Source organism: Mycobacterium paraffinicum (genome assembly GCF_001907675.1).
Lineage (GTDB): Bacteria > Actinomycetota > Actinomycetes > Mycobacteriales > Mycobacteriaceae > Mycobacterium > Mycobacterium paraffinicum_A.
In genome coordinates this window covers 92,432-112,642 of the sequence record NZ_MPNT01000017.1, presented here as the reverse complement: position 1 = coordinate 112,642, position 20,211 = coordinate 92,432, and the positions used below count along the sequence as shown (strand labels likewise).

Sequence of the window (20,211 nt, the reverse complement as noted above, 5' to 3'; positions counted from 1 at the left end):
GGAGCGCCGCAGAACAGGCTGCAGATCCCGCTGATGGAGTCGGGGCTCATGGGTTGGCTGGTACGAACGCGGGTCGGCGGGGTGCTTTTCGGTGCCGCGCAATGCGGGAAAAACCCCTCGCCGGCAACCCCGACCTGCGGGCCGGTGAAGACGTCGAACAGTTGCAGGTCTTCCAGCAGGTCGCCGGCGCCCTCCCGGACGGCGTCGGCCACCGCCTGGGCCGGCACGTGCGCGGGCACCACCAGGCTGACGTCCTGGAAGACGGCCGGGAACGGCGACACCCTGGGTGCGGGCAACGCCTCGACGATCGGGATCGCGTCGAGGTTGAGCTCGACCGCACAGGTGCCCTTCGGCAGCCCGGAGCGCTCGATCACCGCCGGATGCAGCTGGCCGGCGTGGCCGACGACGGTCTCCCCCACGAGCACCTCGGCGCAGCGGCCCGGGTGCCACGGCAGGCGCTGGGCCGCCCGCAGGCTCACCTCGACCCCGCCGGCGCGGGCGATGATGCGGGCCGCCTCGAATGCGTCGGCGGCCTCGACCCGGCGGCCGGGCCCCCACGGGCCGCGGCGTTCGCGCAGCCCCGCCAGCACCGCCGCGACGTGCTGCGGCTGCCGGGGCAGCGAGGCGTCCAGCATCGCGATCTCGTCGTCGGTGGGCCGCCGGTGCACCGGGATCGGCTGCACGCCGCGGGTCTCCTCGGTCGGCTGCACCACCTGCGCCAGCGCGTACAACGCGACGTCCACCAGACCACGGGACACGTTGCGCACCAACGCTTCCAGCAGCGCGGGCAGCAGCGTGGTGGCCAGGTGCGGGCGGTCGGCCTCCAGCGGGTTGAGCACCCGGGTGGTCGAGCGCCGCGGATCGTCGGCCGGCAGGCCCCACAGGTCGAACACGCCCGCGGGCAGGAACGGCGTCGGCAGGATTTCGACGTAGCCGGACTGGGCGAGCGACCTGCCGATGGCGCGTCGACGCTTCTGGCTCGCGGTGAGACCCCGGCCGGCCGGAGCCGCGGGCAGCACCGACGGGATGGCCTCCAGGCCCTCCAGCCGCAGCACCTCCTCGACGAGGTCGGCGGGCTGCAGCAGGTCTGGGCGCCAGCTCGGCGGGGTCACGATCAGTGTCTCGCCGTCGCCGCCCACCGAAGCCCCGACCTGCGCCAGGCGCCGCGCGGTGGTGCCCGGCGGATAGGCGATCCCGGCGACGCGGTCAGGCAGGTCGGCGGGCATCCGGATCGGGGGCAGCGACCAGTCGTCGCTCGGCGGATCGCCGCGCCAATCCGTCAGCTCGTCCGACACCGCTCCCCCGGCGATGTCGACGAGCAGCGCGGCGCAGCGGTCCAGCGCGGCGACCGAGATCGCCGGGTCCACCCCGCGCTCGTAACGCCGGGCGGCCTCGCTGGGCAGGTGCAAACGCCGCTGGGTGCGGGAGACGGCGGCCGGGTCCCACACGGCGGCCTCCAGCAGCACGTCGGTGGAGTCGGCGCGAACCTCGGTGCTCGCCGCGCCCATCACGCCGCCGATCGCCGCGGTCGCCCGGTCGTCGACAATGAGGACGTCGGCCGGGTCGAGCCGGCGCTCGACGTCGTCGAGCGTGACGACCGTCTCGCCCGCCCGGGCGAACCGCACGCGCAGGCCCCCGGAGATCCGGTTGCAGTCGTGCGCGTGCATGGGATGGCCGAGCTCGAGCATCACGTAGTTGGTGACGTCCACCGCCGGGGAAGACGCGCGGATGCCGGCCAACAGCAGCCGGCGCTGCAACCACCACGGCGACACGGCGGCCGGGTCGATGCCGGTCACCGGGCGCAGGGCGAACCGGCGGACGCCGGTTTCGGGCTGTACGGTCAACGGCCAGGCCTCCCCCACGGCCGGCAAGGGTTTGACGTCCGCCGGGTCGACGAAGTCGAGGTCATAGGCGCAGGCGATCTCGCGGGCCAGGCCCCGCACCGACATGCCGTAGCCCCGGTCGGGGGTGATCGCCAGGTGGAAGACCACGTCGTCCAACCCCAGCACCGCGGCGCCGGCGGCGCCCGGTTCGGCGGTACCTGCCGGCAACACCAGGATGCCGGAATGGTCGGCGCCCAAACCCAATTCGGCCGCCGAGCAGATCATGCCGTCGGAGTCGCGGCCGTAGGTCTTGCGCGCCGTGATGGCGAACCCGCCGGGCAGCGTGGTGCCGGGCAGCGCCACGACCACCAGGTCGCCGACGACGAAGTTCGTTGCGCCGCAGACGATGTCGCGTGGCTCAGACTCGCCGACGTCCACCCGGCAGGCCCGGATCGGCTTCTTGAAACCGGTGAGCTCCTCGATGCCGGTCACCCGTCCCACGGTCAGCGGCCCGTCGACCGGGCCGAGCGTGACGACCTCCTCGACCTCGTGGCCGATGCGCACCAGCGTCTGCTCGAGATCGGCGGGGGTGACGTCCCAGTCCGGGGCGCCGGCCGCCACGACCTCCCGCAACCAGCTGTAGGGGATGCGCATCAGGCACCCACCCCGAAGGGCAACGAGAACCGGACGTCGCCCTCGACCATGTCGCGCATGTCGGGGATGCCGTTGCGGAACTGCAGGGTGCGTTCCAGGCCCATCCCGAACGCGAACCCGGAGTACTCCTCGGGGTCGATTCCCGCGGCCCGCAACACGTTCGGGTGCACCATGCCGCAGCCGCCCCACTCGACCCAGCCGGCCCCGCCCTTCTTGCCGACGAACCAGACGTCGACCTCGGCCGAGGGTTCGGTGAACGGGAAGAAGTGCGGCCGGATCCGGGTGCGGGCCTCGGGGCCGAACTCGGCGCGGGCGAACGCGTCGAGGGTGCCCCGCAGATGCGCCATGGACAGCCCGCGGTCCACCGCCAACCCCTCGACCTGATGGAAGACTGGCGTGTGGGTGGCGTCGAGCTCGTCGGTGCGGAAGGTGCGCCCGATCGAGATGATGTACACCGGCAGCTCGTGGGCCAGTAGGGTGCGCACCTGCACGGGCGAGGTGTGGGTGCGCAGCAACTGCCGGGAATCGTCGGGCGCGATGTAGAACGTGTCCTGTTCGCTGCGCGCCGGGTGGTCCGCCGGGAAGTTGAGCGCGTCGAAGTTGAACTGCTCGGTCTCGACTTCAGGCCCCTCCGCCAATTCCCAGCCCATCGCGACGAACGTGTCGGCGATGTGCTCGGCCAGCTGGGTGATCGGGTGCCGGGCGCCGGGCGGCTGCCGCGTCGACGGCAACGTGACGTCGATGCCCTCGGCGGCCAGCACCGCCGCGTCGCGCTCGGCGCGCAGCGTGGCCAGGCGTTCGTCGTAGAAGCGCTGGGCCTCGGCCCGTGCGGAGTTGACGCGCTTGCCGGCGTCGGCGCGCTCGTCCTTGGGGACGCCGCCGAGCGCCTGCCGGGCCAGCGCCAGCGGCGAACGGTCACCGAGGTGGTCGATCTTCACGCGGGCCAGCGCGTCGAGATCGCCGGCGCGCGCGATCGCCTCCCGGGCGGTGTGCACCGCGTTGGCCAAGGCGTCCGGTGACAGGTCGACGGGCTGAGCACCCACGCGGCGACACTCTCCTTGTGATGGGGGCTGGGGAGGAAATCGCCCAGCGGCAAGTGCCGATCATAAGTGATCTGAGCACGACGCTTCGCGCGTGCGTAAGGCGACGACCGACGGGCCGGCTAGCCCACCGTAACCGGCTGCGGGCCGGCCAGCGCCTCGTCGTTCAGCGCCCCGCCGCGCGCGGTCGCGAACTGCACGATCTTGTGGGCCGCCAGGGCGCCCAGGAGGCCGAACGCCGGCGCCCCGGCCATGGTCCCCCAGTGGTGGGCCAGCAGCAGGAAGCCGAAGCCCGACGAGGCGGCCAGCATCAGGATGCGCACCGGCGTCCAATGGATGGGCTGGCGGAGCCGGGCGGACACCAGCACGCCCAGGACCACGGCGACGGTGTGACCGGCGTCGGTGAAATCGCCGCCGATGATCGCCGAGGCGATGCCGGCCGACACCCACCAGCCGACCCAGGCGGGCCGCCAGCGCTGGGGAATCACCGCCGTCATCGCCCCGAGCACCGCCAGGGCGCCGTAGCTCATCCCGACATCGCTGGCCCGGGTGATGGACACCGGCATCCACTCGAACTCGACCGCCGCCGCCAGGGCGGCGGCCACCAGCAGCGTCGCGCCGATGTGCCCGATCAGGAACGCGACCGCCAGCCGGATGCTGCGCAGGTGCAGCTCACCCAGCGCGAGCAGGCAGGTCAGGAAGGGCAACCAGAAGTAGAGCGGGCCCGCGTCGACCACCAGCGCGCTGCCCAGCAGCGTGCCCACGTGGCCATGGGCCAGGTTGTGCAGGTTGGTGCTGGCCCGCTCGACCAGCACGTCGTGCGCATGCGGGCCAAGCGCCAAGATGGCACCGCTGACGGCAAGCAGCGCCGCCACGTACCCCACCGTGAATTGGACCCGGGCGAGCCGGGAGAAGATGCCCCCAAACATTGCATCCAGTATGTCGGCTAATTTGTTTCGGAAGTGTGATCCGGCGCTGTCAACTCCCTATGAGTCCGCAGACGATATATCGCCAAGTCGGCCGGGACGCCAGGCGTCTTCCCCGCAAACACCGGTTTACGTGCGCGTTTGGCGACGACACCCATCGCGTCCAGTTCGCTCTGGGCGATCAGGTCGAGTGTCGAACCTGACACCATCACCCCGCCCTTGGTGGCCCGTTCCATCACCCGCGCGGCGATGTTGACGTCGACCCCGAGCCAGTCGGAGGCCATCCGCTGGGGCCGGCCGGTGTGGATCCCGACGCGCATCCGCGGCGTGTAGCCCGCCACCTCGACCGACCTCAACGCCTCTTTGGCGGCCAGCACCGCGCGCACGGCGACCGTCGGATCGCCGAACACGGCCATCAGGCCGTCGCCCATCCGTTTGACGATGTGGCCGCCGGCGTCCAGCAGCGGCGGCTCGACGGCGCGCGCTACGTGTCGCAGCAGGGTGAGCGCCGCCTCGTCGCCGGCTTGCAAGGACCACGACGAGAAGCCAACGAGGTCGGTGAAGACCAGGGTGACCTCCGGGTTGGCCGGCCGTCGGGACACCGACTCGGTCAGCGCCTGCCACACCTGCAAGAGCCCGAGGCCGACCTCACGGGACACCGCGTCGCGGTCCCCCAGCAGCCGGTCGGCGGCGCGCGCCGCGGCGCGCGGCCCACCGTCGCCGGCCGTGGAGAGTGGGTCGCCGAACTCGGGATCGCCGGGCAACAGTCGTCGTGCCCGGCGGATGAAGGCGACCGCGCCCGGGCTGCGGTTCCGGTTGTGCAGCCACTGCGTCGCGTTGTGCACCGAGACCGAAGAACCCCGCGGCGGATCGGATGCCGTCACGGTCGGTTCTTCGGGCCCGCCCGAATCCGAATCGCGACGCGCGAGTTCCACCTGGCCAGGTTATTTCCTTCCACGGGACGCGGGCAATTAAGGGTCGCGCGAGCGTGGCACAGCCCGCAACGTATCGCCTGATCACGACGGTGGCACGCCGCTGTCGACGGTCGATAACACCCGCGGGCACGCGCGGCCGAAATCGTAGACAACGTCCGTTGTCAAAGTTATCGTGAGCGCAGGAGGCCGAGATGACTGCCATTCCAACGACATCCGACGATCCTCTGGGACCGGATTCGCTCACCTGGAAGTACTTCGGCGATCTCCGCACGGGAATGATGGGCGTGTGGATCGGCGCGATCCAGAACATGTATCCGGAGCTGGGCGCCGGCGTCGAGGAGCACTCGATCCTGCTGCGCGAGCCCCTGCAGCGGGTGGCCCGCTCGGTGTACCCCATCATGGGCGTCGTCTACGACGGTGAGCGCGCCGCCGCGACCGGGCGGCAGATCACGAGCTACCACCACACCATCAAGGGCGTCGACGCGTCCGGGCGCCGGTATCACGCGCTGAACCCCGAAACGTTCTACTGGGCGCACGCGACCTTCTTCATGCTGGTGATCAAGGTGGCCGAATACTTCTGCGGCGGCCTGACGGAGGCCGAGAAAAGGCAGCTGTTCGACGAGCATGTGCGGTGGTACCGGATGTACGGGGTGAGCATGCGCCCCGTGCCCGGCTCCTGGGAGGAATTCTGCGAGTACTGGGATCGGGTCTGCCGCGAGGAACTCGAGATCAACCGGGCGACGCTGGACATCTTCCAAATCCGGATCCCGAAGCCGAAGTTCGTGCTGATGCCCACGCCGATCTGGGACCAGATGTTCAAGCCGCTGGTGGCCGGCCAGCGCTGGATCGCGGCCGGCCTGTTCGAGCCGGCCGTTCGCGAGAAGGCGGGCATGCGCTGGACCCCGGGCGACGAGGTGCTGTTGCGCCTGTTCGGCAAGCTGGTCGAGCTGGCCTTCCTGGCGGTGCCAGACGAGATCCGGCTGCACCCGCGCGCGCTGGCCGCCTACCGCCGGGCGGAGGGCCGGCTGCCCAGCAACGCGCCGTTGGTGGAGGCGCCGACGTTCATGGCGCCGCCCCGCGACCGCCGCGGGCTGCCGATGCACTACTTCCCCCCGAAGCCCCGCTCGCCCCTCGACCCGGCCAAGGCGCTGATGGAGCGCGCCGGCTCGCTGGTGCACGGGACGCTGTCGCTGGCGGGTCTGCGGCCCGCCCGAGGGCGCGTCAGGGCCGCCTGAAGACGCCCAGCGCCTGCGCGCTCTGGTAGAGGCAGATCGCCGCGGCGGAGGCCACGTTCAGGCTCTCCGCCCCGCCTGCCATCGGGATGCGCATGCGGTGATCGGCCGCCGCCGCGACTTCGCTTGGCAGGCCCTGTGATTCGGGGCCGAACAGCCACGCCGTGGGCCGGCCGAGCAGGTCGGCGGCCTCGTCGAGCCGCGTCTCGCCGTCGACCGTGGTGGCCAGCACCTGCAGCCCCGCCCCGCGCAGGGCGCCCAGCGCCGCGGGGGCGTCGGGCGCCACGACGACCGGGATCGAGAAGATGCTGCCGGCCGAGGCGCGCAGGCACTTGCCGTTGTACGGGTCGACGCTGTGCCCGCCGAGGATCACGCCGTCGGCGCCCATGGCGTCGGCGATGCGGATGACCGTGCCGGCATTGCCGGGCTCGCCGATCTCGACGGCGACCGCGACCAGCCGGGGCGATCCGGCCAGCACGTCCGCCAGCCGGGTGGACGGCATGTCGCACACCGCCACCAGCCCGGTGGGGGTGACGGTGTCCGACAGCGCCTTTGCGGCCCGCTCGGTGACCAGGTGGACCGAATCACGCTGCACGGCAAGCAAAGACGCATACCGTTGTGCGGCGGCTTCGGTGGCGAAGACATCACGGACCAGGCCGCGGGCGGCCGCGGCCTCGACCAGGTTGGGGCCCTCGGCCAGGAATCGGCCCGCCCGCCGCCGGCCGACGTGCCGATGCAGTTTGACCGCCGCGGCGACGCGGGCCGAACGTTCGGTCAGCAGGGGCTAGGCGGCCTCTCCGGAATCCGACGGGGCGTTGACGTCCTCGGGCAGCGCAGCCCGGGCGACGTCGACCAGCGCGGTGAACGCCGCGGGGTCGGTGATCGCGATGTCGGCGAGGTTCTTGCGGTCCACTTCCACACCGGCGGCCTTCAGACCCTGGATCAGCCGGTTGTAGGTGATGTCGTTGGCGCGCGCCGCCGCATTGATCCTCGAGATCCACAGTTTCCGGAACTCGCCCTTGCGCGCGCGGCGGTCGCGGTAGGCGTAGTTCAGCGAATGCAGTTGCTGCTCTTTGGCTTTGCGGTAGAGCCGCGAGCGCTGGCCGCGATAGCCCTTCGAGGCCTTGAGAATGCTGCGCCTCTTCTTTTGGGCGTTGACCGCCCGCTTCACGCGTGCCATGGGTGTTCCTACTCTCTAAGTAAATGGTCGGGTGCCGGCAGCGGCGCCGGCGCTCGGCTAGTTGACGGTCAGCCGTTCAGCAGCTTGTTGACCCGCTTGGTGTCGTTGGCCGACACGGTGGTGCGGCCTTCCAGACGACGAGTACGGGTGGACGGCTTGTGCTCGAACAGGTGCCGGCGGTTCGCTTTCTCGCGCAGGATCTTGCCGGTTCCGGTGCGCCGGAACCGCTTCGAAGCCCCGCTGTGGGTCTTGGCCTTGGGCATTTTTCCTCTGATTCTTCGTTTCGTGCCGGGTCAGTTGGGTGAAGGGTTGGTGTCGGCGCCCGCATCGGCGTCCGATGCCGCGCCTTCCCCGGGTACTTCGGGGTGCCGCGCCCTGGCGCGGGTTTTCGCGCCGCGGTGCGGGGCCAGCACCATCGTCATGTTGCGGCCGTCCTGCTTGGCGGAGGTCTCGACGAAGCCGTATTCGGCGACGTCCGCGCCCAGCCGCTGCAGCAAGCGGTAGCCCAGTTCAGGCCGCGACTGCTCACGTCCGCGGAACATGATGGTGACCTTCACCTTCGAACCCGCCTCCAGAAAGCGGATCACGTGACCCTTTTTGGTCTCGTAATCGTGATCGTCGATCTTGGGTCGGAGCTTCTGCTCTTTGACGACGGTCTGCTGCTGGTTCCGGCGGGATTCGCGCGCCTTTTGCGCCGCCTCGTATTTGAACTTGCCGTAGTCCATGATCTTGCAGACCGGGGGCCTGGCGTTGGGGGCGACTTCGACGAGGTCGAGATCGGCGTCCGCAGCGACGCGCAGTGCGTCTTCGATGCGCACTATGCCTACCTGCTCTCCCCCGGGGCCGATCAATCTGACTTCAGGTACGCGGATGCGCTCGTTGACGCGGGTCTCAGTGCTGATGGGGCCTCCCTTGTTGGGCTTATAGGTGTCCTGCGATCCACGGCCAGGCCTGGTCCGGATCCAGCGGCGGAAACACCACACCACCAGCAGAAAAGCCCTGCAATAGCAGGGCCCAATGCCGACCGATCGAGGCTTGCCGATGGGCAAGCCGCCCGCGTCGCTCGCGGAACAGACATGCGCGATGCCTGTGACCGGACCGCCAAGCCTTGAAGAAATCTCGTGGCTCGCGGTGGGAGTGGGACTCCACTTACTGTTTCCTGGCCTTCGCCGGGATGGTCGCGATCGCCAGTTTAGCAGCCACGGGGCGGCTTTCCGCACTTCGCCCCCGACCCCCGTCCGGCGGCCTTCGGCACCCGGACTAACTATTGCCGGCCACTCTTAGCGCTTCGCCAAGCTTTTCACGGATTGAGGGCATATCCTCGCGGTCTGTGACACTCGCTTCATCTCGTTCGGGGCGCCGTTCGGGGCCCCGCGGTCGGTCGCAGTCCCGGTATCGCTGGGTGCCGGCGGCGGCCGGGTGGATCGTGGGCGTCATCGCCACCGTGTCGTTGCTGGCCAGCGTGTCCCCGGCGCTCCGGTGGGTGATCAAAGTCCCGCGCGAGTTCATCAACGACTACCTGTTCAACTTCCCCGACACCAGCATCGCGTGGTCGTTCGTGCTGGCGCTGCTGGCGGCGGCCCTGACCGCGCGGAAACGGATCGCCTGGCTGGTGCTGCTCGGCCAGATGATCCTCGCCGCCGCGCTGAACGCCGCCGACATCGCCGCGGGCGACAACACTCCCGCCGAAACCTTCGGGGAGAACCTCGGGTTCGCGGTGCACATCGTCGCGATCGTCCTGCTGGTGCTGGCCTACCGAGAGTTCTGGGCCAAGGTCAGAAAGGGCGCGCTGGTCAAGGCCGCCGCGGTGCTCGTCGCCGGGGACGTGATCGGGATCCTGGTGTCCTGGGGCCTGGTCGAGTTGTGGCCCGGAACGCTGGCGCGCCAAGACCGCCTGCCCTACGTCGCCAACCGGGTGGTCGGCTTCGCCCTGGCCGACCCGGACCTGTTCACCGGCAAGCCGCACGTGTTCCTCAACGCCATCTTCGGACTGTTCGGCGCGCTGGCGCTGATCATGGCGACCATCGTGCTGTTCCAGTCCCAGCGGGCCGACAACGCGCTGACGGGTGAGGACGAGTCGGCCATCCGCGGGCTCCTCGAGCTGTACGGCAAGAACGACTCGCTGGGCTACTTCGCGACCCGCCGCGACAAGTCGGTGGTATTCGCGCCCAGCGGCCGCGCCGCCATCACCTACCGCGTCGAGGTCGGCGTGTGCCTGGCCAGCGGCGACCCGATCGGCGAACCCCGGGCCTGGCCGCAGGCCATCGACGCCTGGCTGGGGCTGTGCCAGGCCTACGGCTGGGCGCCGGGCGTCATGGGCGCCAGCACGCAGGGGGCCCGGGTGTACCGGGAGGCCGGGCTGAACGCGCTCGAGTTGGGCGACGAGGCGATTCTGCGGACCGCCGACTTCCGGCTGTCGGGCCCCGACATGCGCGGGGTGCGCCAGGCCGTGACGCGGGCCCGCCGGGCCGGGCTGACCGTGCGCATCCGGCGGCACCGGGACATCTCGGCCGAGGAGATGGCCCAGACCATCACCCGCGCCGACGCCTGGCGTGACACCCAGACCGAGCGCGGCTTCTCCATGGCGCTGGGCCGGCTCGGCGATCCGGCCGACGGGGATTGCCTCCTGGTCGAGGCCCTGGACCGGGACGGCGCCGTCGTGGCGATGCTGTCACTGGTCCCGTGGGGAACCACGGGTGTCTCCCTGGACCTGATGCGCCGTTCCCCGCAATCGCCCAACGGCACCATCGAGCTGATGGTCAGCGAGCTCGCCCTGACCGCCGAAACCCTTGGTATCAGCCGGATTTCGCTGAACTTCGCAATGTTCCGCTCGGCGTTCGAGCAAGGCGCCCAACTCGGCGCCGGCCCGGTCGCCCGGTTGTGGCGGGGGTTGCTGCTGTTCTTCTCGCGGTGGTGGCAGCTGGAGACGCTGTATCGCTCGAACATGAAGTACCAACCCGACTGGGTTCCGCGCTACGCCTGCTACGAGGACGCGCGGCTGATCCCCCGGGTGGGCGTCGCCTCGGTGATCGCGGAGGGCTTCCTGGTGTTGCCGTTTACCCGGCGCGACAGGGTGCACACCGGCCATCACCCCGCGGTGCCCGCCCGGCTGGCGGAGTCGGGCCTGTTGCATCACGACGGCTCGGCGCCCGACGTGAGCGAGCTGCAGCAGCGACGCGACGACGCGGAACTCGAAGAGTCAAGAGCCCGCCTGCCCGAGCAGGTCCGGGTTCGGCTGGCCAAGCTGAAAGTCCTGCGACGCAAGGGCATTGACGCCTATCCGGTCGGCTCCCCGCCCAGCCACACCGTTTCCCGGGCGCTGGACGCCGACGACCAGGAGGCCGTCTCGGTGTCGGGCCGGATCTTGCGGATTCGCGACTACGGCGGCGTGCTGTTCGCCCAGCTGCGGGACTGGTCGGGCGAATTGCAAGTCCTGCTGGACAATTCGCGCCTGGAGCAGGGCCGCACGGCGGATTTCACCGCGGCCATCGATCTCGGCGACCTGGTCGAGATGACCGGTCACATGGGCTTCTCCAAGAACGGAACCCGCTCCCTGATCGTGCGCGACTGGCGGATGATCGGGAAGTGCCTGCGGCCGCTGCCGAACAAGTGGAACGGGCTGACCGACCCGGAGGCGCGGGTGCGGACCCGCTACGTCGACCTGGCGGTCAACCCCGAATCCCGCGAGCTGATCACGGCCCGCAGCGGCGTCCTGCGCTCCGTGCGGGAAACGTTGTTCGCCAAGGGTTTCGTCGAGGTCGAGACGCCGATCCTGCAGCAGATCCACGGCGGTGCGACCGCCCGGCCGTTCGTCACCCACATCAACACCTACGACATGGACCTGTTCCTGCGCATCGCGCCGGAGCTGTACCTGAAGCGGTTGTGCGTCGGCGGCGTGGAGCGGGTGTTCGAGCTGGGCCGGGCCTTCCGCAACGAGGGCGTCGACTTCAGCCACAACCCGGAGTTCACCCTGCTGGAGGCCTACCAGGCGCACGCCGACTACACCGTCTGGATCGACGGCTGCCGCGAGCTCATCCAGAACGCCGCGCAGGCGGCCCACGGGGAGCAGACCGTGCTGCGGCCCCGCTGTGACGGCGGGCTGCACCCGGTCGACATCTCCGGGAACTGGCCGGTCAAGACGGTGCACGACGCGGTGTCCGAGGCGCTCGGGGAGCACATCGATCCCGACACACCCCTGCCCGTGCTGCGCAAACTTTCCGACGCCGCCCACATCCCGTATCGCGCGCACTGGGACGCCGGCGCCGTGGTGCTCGAGCTCTACGAGCACCTGGTCGAGGACCGCACCGAGGGACCCACCTTCTACATCGACTTCCCGACCTCCGTCTCGCCGTTGACCCGGCCGCATCGCAGCCGGCACGGCGTCGCCGAACGGTGGGACCTGGTGGCGTGGGGGGTCGAGCTGGGGACCGCCTACAGCGAGCTCACCGATCCGGTGGAGCAGCGGCGCCGCCTGCAGGAACAGTCGCTGCTGGCCGCCGGCGGCGACCCCGAGGCGATGGAGCTCGACGAGGACTTCCTGCAAGCCATGGAGTACGCGATGCCGCCCACCGGCGGGCTCGGCATGGGCATCGATCGGCTCGTCATGCTCATAACGGGCCGCAGCATCCGCGAGACGCTGCCGTTTCCGCTGGCCAAGCCGCACTGAGCCGCCCCGCGAGCGCGGGCGGCCGACGGCGAACATTCGGTGAATATGTTCCAGGCCGGTTAACAATCGATCACAATGAATGCCGTGACCGCGTCCACGACCAACGCCACGACGCAGTTGCTGGCAAGTAGTCACACGTCCCTGATGCACGGCTGGGTGCCCATCACAACCCAGGTGGTGACCGCCGCGGTGCTGACGATGGCCGTGGGCTGGCGATCGCGCCGGTGGCGGACGGTCTGGCTGCCGGCGGCTGCCTTGGGCGGCGCTGCCGCCGCCTACCTGACGCACTGGTACATCGTGGACCGCGGCCTGTCCGACGAGCCCGCGCCGGTCGCGCTGTGGCTCTGGATCGCGCTGACCGGCACGGCGGTGGCGGTGCTGATCCTCGGCTGGCGCAGCGCGCGCGGCTGGCGGCGCGGCGCCGGGCTGATCGCCATCCCGCTGTGCGCCCTGTGCGCGGCCCTGGTGCTCAACCTGTGGGTCGGCTACTTCCCCACCGTGCAGGCCGCGTGGAACCAGCTCACCTCCGGCCCGCTGCCCGACCAGACCGACCCGGCCACCGTCACCGCCATGGCCGCCAAGCGGGCGCGGCCGCCGCACGGCAGCGTGATCCCGGTGGTGATCCCCTCCGACGCATCGCATTTCAAGCACCGCGGTGAGCTGGTTTACCTGCCGCCCGCATGGTTCACCAGCAGCCCGCCGCCAGCGCTGCCGACGGTCATGATGATCGGGGGCCAGTTCAACACCCCCGCGGACTGGACCAGAGCGGGCAACGCGGTCAAGACGATCGACGACTTCGCGGCCGCCCACGACGGAAAGGCTCCGGTGCTGGTGTTCGTCGACTCCGGCGGGGCCTTCAACAACGACACCGAATGCGTCAACGGCGTCCGCGGTAACGCCGCCGACCACCTGGCCAAAGACGTTGTGCCATACATGGTTTCGAAATTCGGCGTCAGCCGGGACCGGTCCAACTGGGGCATCGCCGGGTGGTCGATGGGCGGGACCTGCGCGGTGGACCTGACCGTGATGCACCCCGACATGTTCAGCGCGTTCGTCGACGTGGCCGGCGACTTCTTCCCTAACGCCGGAAACAAGGCACAAACCATCGCCCGGCTCTTCGGCGGAAACGCCGACGCGTGGGCCGCGTTCGACCCGACGACGGTGATCAGCCGGCACGGGCCGTACAGCGACGTGGCCGGCTGGTTTGCGATCTCCTCCGCGGGTCCGCCCGCTGGGCGGCACGACCCGCTGATGACCGACAGCGGCGCGATTCGGCTCGCCGGTCGGGAGGCCGCGGCCGATCCCGGCAACCAGACCGCGGCCGCCTATTCGCTGTGCGCGCTCGGGCGCGCCAACGGCATCGACTGCGCGGTTGTGGCGCAGCCCGGCAGGCACGACTGGCCGTTCGCCGACCGGGTCTTCGCGGCCGCGCTGCCGTGGCTGGCAGGCCGGCTGGGCACTCCGGGGATTCCGCGGACCCCGTTGCCCGGCGCCACCCCGCCCGCGCCCGCCACTCCGGTCGTCGTCCCGGCCGACCGTTCCAACCCGGCCACGCGGTAGCCGCGGGTGCCTTCCATTGCGCGGGTTCGGCGTGCGATCTTTGCGCGGCACTGCAATCCGTGGAGCGCCTGGACCCGCTGGGCGAGCACGCCGCTGATCCTGGTGGCGCCATGGACGCGGCGCTTCAGCCACGCGGCGTGGATTGCGCTGTGGCTGGCCGTGAACCCGTTCGTGTTCGGCGCGCCGGCTCACCAGCGGGCGTGGTCGACGCGCGCCATGCTCGGCGAGGAGCTGTGGATCAGCCGGCGCCCGCGCGATGGGGCCATGGCGGTCAGCGCGCTGACGTCGGTGGCCGCGCTGGGCGCGGTGGTCGCCGCCTGGCGCCGCCAACCGCGGCCGGCGGCGATCGCCATTGCGGTGCAGATGGCGTTGACGCTGGTGTACTGGCAGCAAATGGTGCGGTATTGGGAGCGCGAGCGGCGGGACCGGGCCGGGCTTTTAGTAGCGTAACGACCATGCCCGACGAACCCACCCCGCCTGATCCCGGGTACGACAGCGCCGGTGTGCCCACCTTCGAGTCCGTGCGCGAGAAGATCGAAGGTCGGTACGCGACATCCTTGGGCGGCGCGGAACTGGACGCCGAGTCCCCCGAGGGCCGTTCCGTCGCCGAGCAATACGACGAGCGCGAGCGCGCCGCCGCCGAGCGGTTGGCCCAGATCCGCGAGTCGATGCGCGCGGACGAGGGCTAGGGAAGTCGGCTGAGCGCCCGGGGGGACGTCGATGAGTGAAGCGCAGCCCAGCTCGCGGATTGGCAGCCGGTTCGGGCCCTACCAACTGCGGCGACTACTGGGTCGCGGCGGGATGGGCGAGGTCTACGAGGCCTACGACACCGTCAAGGACCGCGTGGTGGCGCTCAAGCTGATGTCCGAGCAGGTGAGCTCGGATGACTCGTTTCGGCAGCGCATGCAACGCGAGGCCAGGACCGCGGGCCGGCTGCAGGAACCGCACATCGTGCCGATTCACGATTTCGGCGAGGTTGACGGCCAAGTGTTCATCGACATGCGCCTCATCGAGGGGCGCGACGTCGGGACGGTGCTGAGCCGCTCCGGGCCGCTACCGCCACCGCGCGCGGTCGCGATCGTCGAACAGGTCGCCGCCGCCCTTGATGCCGCGCACCGCGCCGGGGTCATCCATCGCGACATCAAACCCGAGAACATCCTGCTCGCCGAGGGCGACTTCGCCTATCTGGTCGACTTCGGGATCGCCGCGGCGGCCACCGACGAGCGCGTGACCAAAACCGGCGCCGCCATCGGCAGCTGGAACTACATGGCGCCCGAGCGCTTCGGCAACGACGACCCCACCTACCGCGTCGACATTTACGCCCTCGCCTGTCTCCTTTTCGAATGCCTCACGGGCACAAGGCCTTTCCAGACCACCAGCCTCAGCAGCCTGATGGCCGCCCACCTGGTGGAGCCGGCGCCGCGCCCCAGCCGGCGCAACCCCGCCGTCCCGGCGGCGTTCGACGAGGTCGTCGCCCGCGGGATGGCCAAGGAGCCAGGCGACCGCTACCTCACCGCGGGCGACCTGGCGAAGGCCGCCCTGCACGCGCTGAGCACGCCGGACCAACGCGAAGCGACCGAGCTGATCCAGCACAGCCAGCATTTCGCGCCGCCGCCGGGCCCGGAGCAATTCCCGTCCCAGCCCGCACCGCCGCACCCGGCGTGGTTCGCTACTCCGCCGCCGTGGGCGCCGCCGCCCGCACCGCCCCGGCGCAGGCTGGGGCTGGTCATCGGGGCCCTCGCGCTCGTCGTCGCGGTCATCGCCGGCACCGGGGTGTGGGTGGCGGTCGACAAGTCCGGGTCCGCACAGCCCGAGAGCCCCACCACCAGCGCAACCGCCGCGCCGTCGACCACGACCACGGTGACGACCAGCACCGCCCCCACAGTGACTCCGGCCCAACTGAATTCGCTCCTGCTTCCGATCGACCAGATCAACACCCTCGTCGGTACCACCGGCATCATCGTCGACCACAACGTGACGGAGATGACGGACCCCGGCCCCGGCAACACGCTGTCGGACGACAAGTGCCTGGGAGCGCTGATCGGTTTCCAAACCCGGACGTACAAGAGCAGCGGCTACACGGCGATGCTCGCCCAGCTGATGAAGAAGCCGCAAAGCGACCCGGCCTACGCCGTGGTCCAGGGCGCGGTGATCTTCGCGTCCGCCGACCAGGCCCGGGGATTCGTCAACGACCAGTGGCCCCAATGGCGCGACTGCGGGGGGAAGACCGTGACCCAGCCCAGCAGCAAGGCTCCACTCGAATGGACCTTCGGGCAGATCAGCGGCAATCCGCCCAACATCGCGCTGCAGCACACGTTGGCCAGCAGCCCGGTGGTGTGCCAGCACGTGCTCGAGGCGGTGTCGAATGTGGTCCTCGACGTCAACGTCTGCGGGCCCGGAACGATCAACCAGGCCAGGCTGATCGCCAACCAGATGGCGACCAAGATCCCGGGCTGAGGGGCGGTCAGGCGGTGACTTTGCGTCGCCGCTTCGACCGTTGCGGCGGAGCGGCGCGGCCGATCACCTCGGCGAGGAATTTGCCGGTGTAGCTTTCGGGCACGGCGGCGATGTCCTCCGGGGTGCCCTCGGCCACCACGGTTCCGCCCTCGGCGCCACCCTCGGGCCCCATGTCGACGATCCAGTCCGACGTCTTGATGACGTCGAGGTTGTGCTCGATGACGATGACGGTGTTGCCCTTGTCCACCAGCCCGTTGATCACGGTGAGCAGCTTGCGGATGTCGTCGAAATGCAGCCCGGTGGTGGGCTCGTCGAGGATGTAGATGGTCCGCCCCGTCGAGCGCTTCTGCAGCTCGGCGGCCAGCTTGACGCGCTGCGCCTCACCGCCGGACAGCGTCGGGGCGGGCTGGCCCAGCCGGACGTAGCCCAGGCCGACGTCGACCAGCGTGCGCAGGTAGCGGTGGATGCCGGTGATCGGCTCGAAGAACTCCGCCGCCTCCTCGATCGACATGTCCAGCACCTCGGAGATGGTCTTGCCCTTGTAGTGCACTTCCAGGGTTTCCCGGTTGTAGCGCGCGCCGTGGCAGACCTCGCATGGCACGTACACGTCCGGCAGGAAGTTCATCTCGATCTTGATGGTGCCGTCGCCCGTGCACGCCTCGCAGCGGCCGCCCTTCACGTTGAACGAGAACCGGCCCGGTTGGTAGCCACGGACTTTGGCCTCGGTGGTGGCCGCGAACAGCGTGCGGATCTTGTCGAACACGCCGGTGTAGGTGGCCGGGTTGGACCGCGGTGTGCGACCGATCGGCGACTGGTCGACCCGCACCAGCTTGTCCAGGTGGTCCAGGCCCGTCACCCGGGTGTGCCGACCCGGCACCAGCCGGGCGCCGTTGAGCCGGTTGGCCAGCACGGTGGCCAGGATGTCGTTGACCAGCGTCGACTTGCCGGACCCGGACACCCCGGTCACCGAGGTGAGCACCCCGAGCGGGAACGAGACGTCGATGCCGCGCAGGTTGTGCTCGCGCGCGCCGACGACGGTGAGCTGACGCTTGCGGTCTACGGGGCGCCGGATCGCCGGCATCTCGATGGCTTCGTTGCCCGATAGGAAGGCGCCGGTGATCGAGTCCTTGTTGGCCAGCAGCTCGGCGTAGGTCCCGCTGTGCACGATCTGGCCGCCGTGCTCACCGGCCCGGGGGCCGATGTCGACGATCCAGTCGGCGTGGGCGATGGTGTCCTCGTCGTGTTCGACGACGATCAGCGTGTTGCCCAAATCCCTTAGCCGCGTGAGGGTTTCGATGAGCCGACGATTGTCGCGCTGGTGCAGCCCGATCGACGGCTCGTCGAGCACGTAGAGCACCCCCACGAGGCCGGACCCGATCTGCGTGGCCAGCCGGATGCGTTGCGCCTCACCGCCGGACAGCGTGGCCGCGGCGCGCGACAGCGACAGGTAGTCCAGGCCGACGTCGAGCAGAAAGCCCAGCCGGGACTGGATCTCCTTGAGCACCTGCCCGGCGATCGCCTGCTCGCGGGGCCCCAGGGTGAGCGCGTTCAGGAAGTCCGAGCAGTCCGAGATCGACAGCTCGGACACCTCGGCGATGGACTTTTTACCGCGACCACCCGCGGACAGCGTCACCGCCAGGATCTCCGGCTTGAGCCGGGTGCCCTCGCACTCCGGGCAGGGCACGTCCCGCATGAAGCCCTCGTAGCGCTCCTTCATCTGCTCGGATTCGGTCTGCGCCATCTTGCGCTGCAGGAACGCCAGCACGCCCTCGAAATCGGCGTAGTAGGAACGGGTTCGGCCGTACCGGTTGCGGTAGCGCACGTGCACCTGGTGGTCGGAGCCCTCGAGAATCGCCTTGCGCGCCTTGGCCGGCAGCTTGCGCCAGGGTGTGTCGACGTCGAAGCCCAGCTCCTCGCCGAGGCCGGCCATCATCCGGGTGAAGTACTCCGCGGTGTGGCCCGTCGACCACGGCGCCACCGCGCCCTCGGCCAGCGTGCGCTCGGGGTCGGGAACCACCAGGTCGGGGTCGACCTCCTTGCGGATGCCCAGGCCGGTGCACTCGGGGCAGGCGCCGTACGGCGAGTTGAACGAGAACGACCGGGGCTCCAGGTCGTCGACCGCGAGCGCGTGCCCGTTGGGGCAGGCCAGCTTCTCGGAGAACCGCTGTTCGCGGTTGTGTGCGTCGTGCTCGTGGTCGACAAATTCGAGCACCACGATCCCGTCGGCCAGGTTCAGCGCGGTCTCCACCGAATCGGTGAGCCGCTGCTTGGCGCTGGCCTTGACGGTGAGGCGGTCGACCACCACCTCGATGTCGTGCTTCTCCTGCTTCTTCAGCTTCGGCGGATCCGTCAGCGAATGCACCACGCCGTCGACCCGCACCCGGCTGTAGCCCTGCGCGTTGAGCTTCTCGAACAGGTCCGCGAACTCGCCCTTGCGGGTGCGCACCACCGGGGCGAGCACCAGGAACCGGGTGCCCTCCGGCATCACCAGCACCTGGTCGACGATTTGCTGGGGCGTCTGCCGGGCGATCCGCTCGCCGCAGACCGGGCAGTGCGGCGTGCCGGCGCGGGCGTAGAGCAGCCGCAGGTAGTCGTAGACCTCGGTGATCGTCCCGACCGTCGACCGGGGGTTGCGGTTGGTGGACTTCTGGTCGATCGACACCGCCGGGGACAGGCCCTCGATGAAGTCGACGTCCGGCTTGTCCATCTGCCCCAGGAACTGGCGGGCATACGCCGACAGCGACTCCACGTACCGGCGCTGGCCCTCCGCGAAAATCGTGTCGAACGCCAGCGACGACTTGCCCGACCCCGACAGCCCGGTGAAGACGATCAACGCGTCACGCGGTAGGTCGAGGTCGACGCCCCGCAGGTTGTGTTCGCGGGCGCCCTTGACGATCAGGCGGTCAGCCACGCTGCCCTCTCTCAGTGAATCTTTGACGTGCGGTAGCCGTCGATGCGCACGGCGCATTCCATGCTATGTGCCCATACCGACAAGCAACGTCTGACCAGTAACGTGGCCGCTATGACTGCCCCTGACAAGGTAAGCGACAACTACACCGGACACGTCGACCCTGGTACCGCGGCCCGCCGGACCCTACCCGGCGCCACGATCCTAAAGGCGTCGGTGGGCCCCATGGACAACAACGCCTATTTGGTGACTTGTTCCGCCACCGGCGAAACGTTGTTGATCGACGCCGCCAACGACGCGGACGTCCTGATCGACCTGATCCGGCGGAACGCGCCCAAGGTGTCGCTGATCGTGACCAGCCATCAGCACTTCGACCACTGGCAGGCGCTGGAGGCCGTGGCCGCGGCTACCGGCGCGCCGACCGCCGCCCACGAGATCGACGCCGAGCCACTACCGGTCAAACCGGACCGTTTGCTGGCCGACGGCGACACCGTTCAGATCGGCGAGCTGCAGTTCACGGTCATCCACCTGCGCGGCCACACGCCCGGCTCGGTCGCGCTCGCCCTCGACGGGCCCGCGACGGGCGGGGTCACCCAGCTCTTCACCGGCGACTGCCTGTTCCCGGGTGGCGTCGGCAAGACCTGGCAGCCGGGAGATTTCACCCAGCTACTCGACGACGTCACCACCCGGGTGTTCGACGTCTACGTCGATTCCACCGTCATCTACCCCGGCCACGGCGACGACACGGTGCTCGGCGCCGAGCGGCCGCACCTGGCCGAATGGCGGGCGCGGGGCTGGTGAGGCGGGTCGCCACCAAGCCCCGTGGCGAT

General features: G+C 70.0%; 16 protein-coding genes. 7 read left to right on the top strand and 9 right to left on the bottom strand.

Annotation, left to right across the window (positions count from 1 at the left end):
- The 4 genes from pheT to BRW65_RS18935 all read right to left on the bottom strand — a co-directional run.
- A partial coding sequence (pheT, locus tag BRW65_RS18950) for a phenylalanine--tRNA ligase subunit beta (RefSeq protein WP_244168137.1) occupies positions 1-2,477 on the bottom strand: 2,477 nt, incomplete at its 3' end.
- Entirely contained in the window at positions 2,477-3,520 is a 1,044-nt protein-coding gene (pheS, locus tag BRW65_RS18945; protein WP_073877254.1) for a phenylalanine--tRNA ligase subunit alpha, read from the bottom strand. The genes pheS and pheT, both read right to left, overlap by 1 nt.
- Positions 3,521-3,639: 119 nt before the next feature.
- Positions 3,640-4,446: a rhomboid-like protein gene (locus tag BRW65_RS18940; protein WP_073877253.1), complete on the bottom strand. Its 807-nt coding sequence runs from the start codon at positions 4,444-4,446 to the stop codon at positions 3,640-3,642.
- A gap of 17 nt (positions 4,447-4,463) precedes the next feature.
- Positions 4,464-5,378 (bottom strand): adenylate/guanylate cyclase domain-containing protein, encoded by a 915-nt coding sequence (locus tag BRW65_RS18935; RefSeq protein WP_073877252.1) that lies wholly within the window; start codon positions 5,376-5,378, stop codon positions 4,464-4,466.
- A gap of 191 nt (positions 5,379-5,569) precedes the next feature.
- Between BRW65_RS18935 and BRW65_RS18930 the strand changes: the two genes are divergently transcribed.
- Positions 5,570-6,613: an oxygenase MpaB family protein gene (locus BRW65_RS18930; protein WP_073877251.1), complete on the top strand. Its 1,044-nt coding sequence runs from the start codon at positions 5,570-5,572 to the stop codon at positions 6,611-6,613.
- Here the strand turns inward: BRW65_RS18930 and BRW65_RS18925 are convergent.
- The 4 genes from BRW65_RS18925 to infC form a co-directional block, all read right to left on the bottom strand.
- Positions 6,600-7,391 carry a TrmH family RNA methyltransferase gene (locus BRW65_RS18925; RefSeq protein ID WP_073877250.1) on the bottom strand — a complete coding sequence of 264 codons (792 nt, stop codon included), beginning with the start codon at positions 7,389-7,391 and terminating at the stop codon, positions 6,600-6,602. The two genes, BRW65_RS18930 and BRW65_RS18925, sit on opposite strands and share 14 nt — an antisense overlap.
- A 3-nt stretch (positions 7,392-7,394) precedes the next feature.
- A complete protein-coding gene (rplT, locus tag BRW65_RS18920) occupies positions 7,395-7,790 on the bottom strand; it encodes a 50S ribosomal protein L20 (protein ID WP_067281580.1) in 396 nt (131 codons plus the stop codon).
- Between the two features lie 68 nt (positions 7,791-7,858).
- Complete coding sequence (gene rpmI / locus BRW65_RS18915; RefSeq protein ID WP_073877249.1) at positions 7,859-8,053, bottom strand: 50S ribosomal protein L35; 195 nt, start codon at positions 8,051-8,053, stop codon at positions 7,859-7,861.
- 30 nt (positions 8,054-8,083) lie between these two features.
- A complete protein-coding gene (infC, locus tag BRW65_RS18910; protein WP_073877279.1) occupies positions 8,084-8,692 on the bottom strand; it encodes a translation initiation factor IF-3 in 609 nt (202 codons plus the stop codon).
- Positions 8,693-9,105: 413 nt separating this feature from the next.
- Here infC and lysX point away from each other — a divergent pair, with 413 nt between their 5' ends.
- The 5 genes from lysX (at position 9,106) to BRW65_RS18885 (ending at position 16,473) form a co-directional block, all read left to right on the top strand.
- Positions 9,106-12,456 (top strand): bifunctional lysylphosphatidylglycerol synthetase/lysine--tRNA ligase LysX, encoded by a 3,351-nt coding sequence (gene lysX / locus BRW65_RS18905; protein ID WP_432206438.1) that lies wholly within the window; start codon positions 9,106-9,108, stop codon positions 12,454-12,456.
- A gap of 75 nt (positions 12,457-12,531) precedes the next feature.
- Complete coding sequence (locus BRW65_RS18900; RefSeq protein WP_208611881.1) at positions 12,532-14,016, top strand: alpha/beta hydrolase; 1,485 nt, start codon at positions 12,532-12,534, stop codon at positions 14,014-14,016.
- Between the two features lie 6 nt (positions 14,017-14,022).
- Entirely contained in the window at positions 14,023-14,466 is a 444-nt protein-coding gene (locus tag BRW65_RS18895) for a DUF6653 family protein (protein WP_244168135.1), read from the top strand.
- A gap of 5 nt (positions 14,467-14,471) precedes the next feature.
- On the top strand, positions 14,472-14,705 hold the full coding sequence (locus BRW65_RS18890) for a hypothetical protein (RefSeq protein WP_073877245.1): 234 nt from the start codon (positions 14,472-14,474) through the stop codon (positions 14,703-14,705).
- 31 nt (positions 14,706-14,736) lie between these two features.
- Positions 14,737-16,473: a serine/threonine-protein kinase PknH/PknJ gene (locus BRW65_RS18885; protein WP_073877243.1), complete on the top strand. Its 1,737-nt coding sequence runs from the start codon at positions 14,737-14,739 to the stop codon at positions 16,471-16,473.
- A gap of 7 nt (positions 16,474-16,480) precedes the next feature.
- Here the strand turns inward: BRW65_RS18885 and uvrA are convergent, their stop codons facing one another.
- Positions 16,481-19,384 (bottom strand): excinuclease ABC subunit UvrA, encoded by a 2,904-nt coding sequence (gene uvrA / locus BRW65_RS18880; RefSeq protein ID WP_073877241.1) that lies wholly within the window; start codon positions 19,382-19,384, stop codon positions 16,481-16,483.
- A 111-nt stretch (positions 19,385-19,495) separates the two neighbouring features.
- On the opposite strand from uvrA, the gene BRW65_RS18875 reads away from it, so the two are divergent.
- The gene (locus BRW65_RS18875; protein WP_073877239.1) at positions 19,496-20,182 is read left to right on the top strand and encodes an MBL fold metallo-hydrolase; all 687 of its coding nucleotides are present in this window, start codon (positions 19,496-19,498) and stop codon (positions 20,180-20,182) included.
- The last annotated feature ends 29 nt before the right edge of the window (positions 20,183-20,211 follow it).

Coding starts and splice junctions, on each gene's coding strand:
- BRW65_RS18930 (WP_073877251.1), top strand. CDS start 5,570: ATGACTGCCATTCCAACGACATCCGACGATCCTCTGGGACCGGATTCG.
- rpmI (WP_073877249.1), bottom strand. CDS start 8,053: ATGCCCAAGGCCAAGACCCACAGCGGGGCTTCGAAGCGGTTCCGGCGC.
- BRW65_RS18885 (WP_073877243.1), top strand. CDS start 14,737: ATGAGTGAAGCGCAGCCCAGCTCGCGGATTGGCAGCCGGTTCGGGCCC.
- BRW65_RS18940 (WP_073877253.1), bottom strand. CDS start 4,446: ATGTTTGGGGGCATCTTCTCCCGGCTCGCCCGGGTCCAATTCACGGTG.
- rplT (WP_067281580.1), bottom strand. CDS start 7,790: ATGGCACGCGTGAAGCGGGCGGTCAACGCCCAAAAGAAGAGGCGCAGC.
- BRW65_RS18875 (WP_073877239.1), top strand. CDS start 19,496: ATGACTGCCCCTGACAAGGTAAGCGACAACTACACCGGACACGTCGAC.
- BRW65_RS18900 (WP_208611881.1), top strand. CDS start 12,532: ATGAATGCCGTGACCGCGTCCACGACCAACGCCACGACGCAGTTGCTG.
- BRW65_RS18890 (WP_073877245.1), top strand. CDS start 14,472: ATGCCCGACGAACCCACCCCGCCTGATCCCGGGTACGACAGCGCCGGT.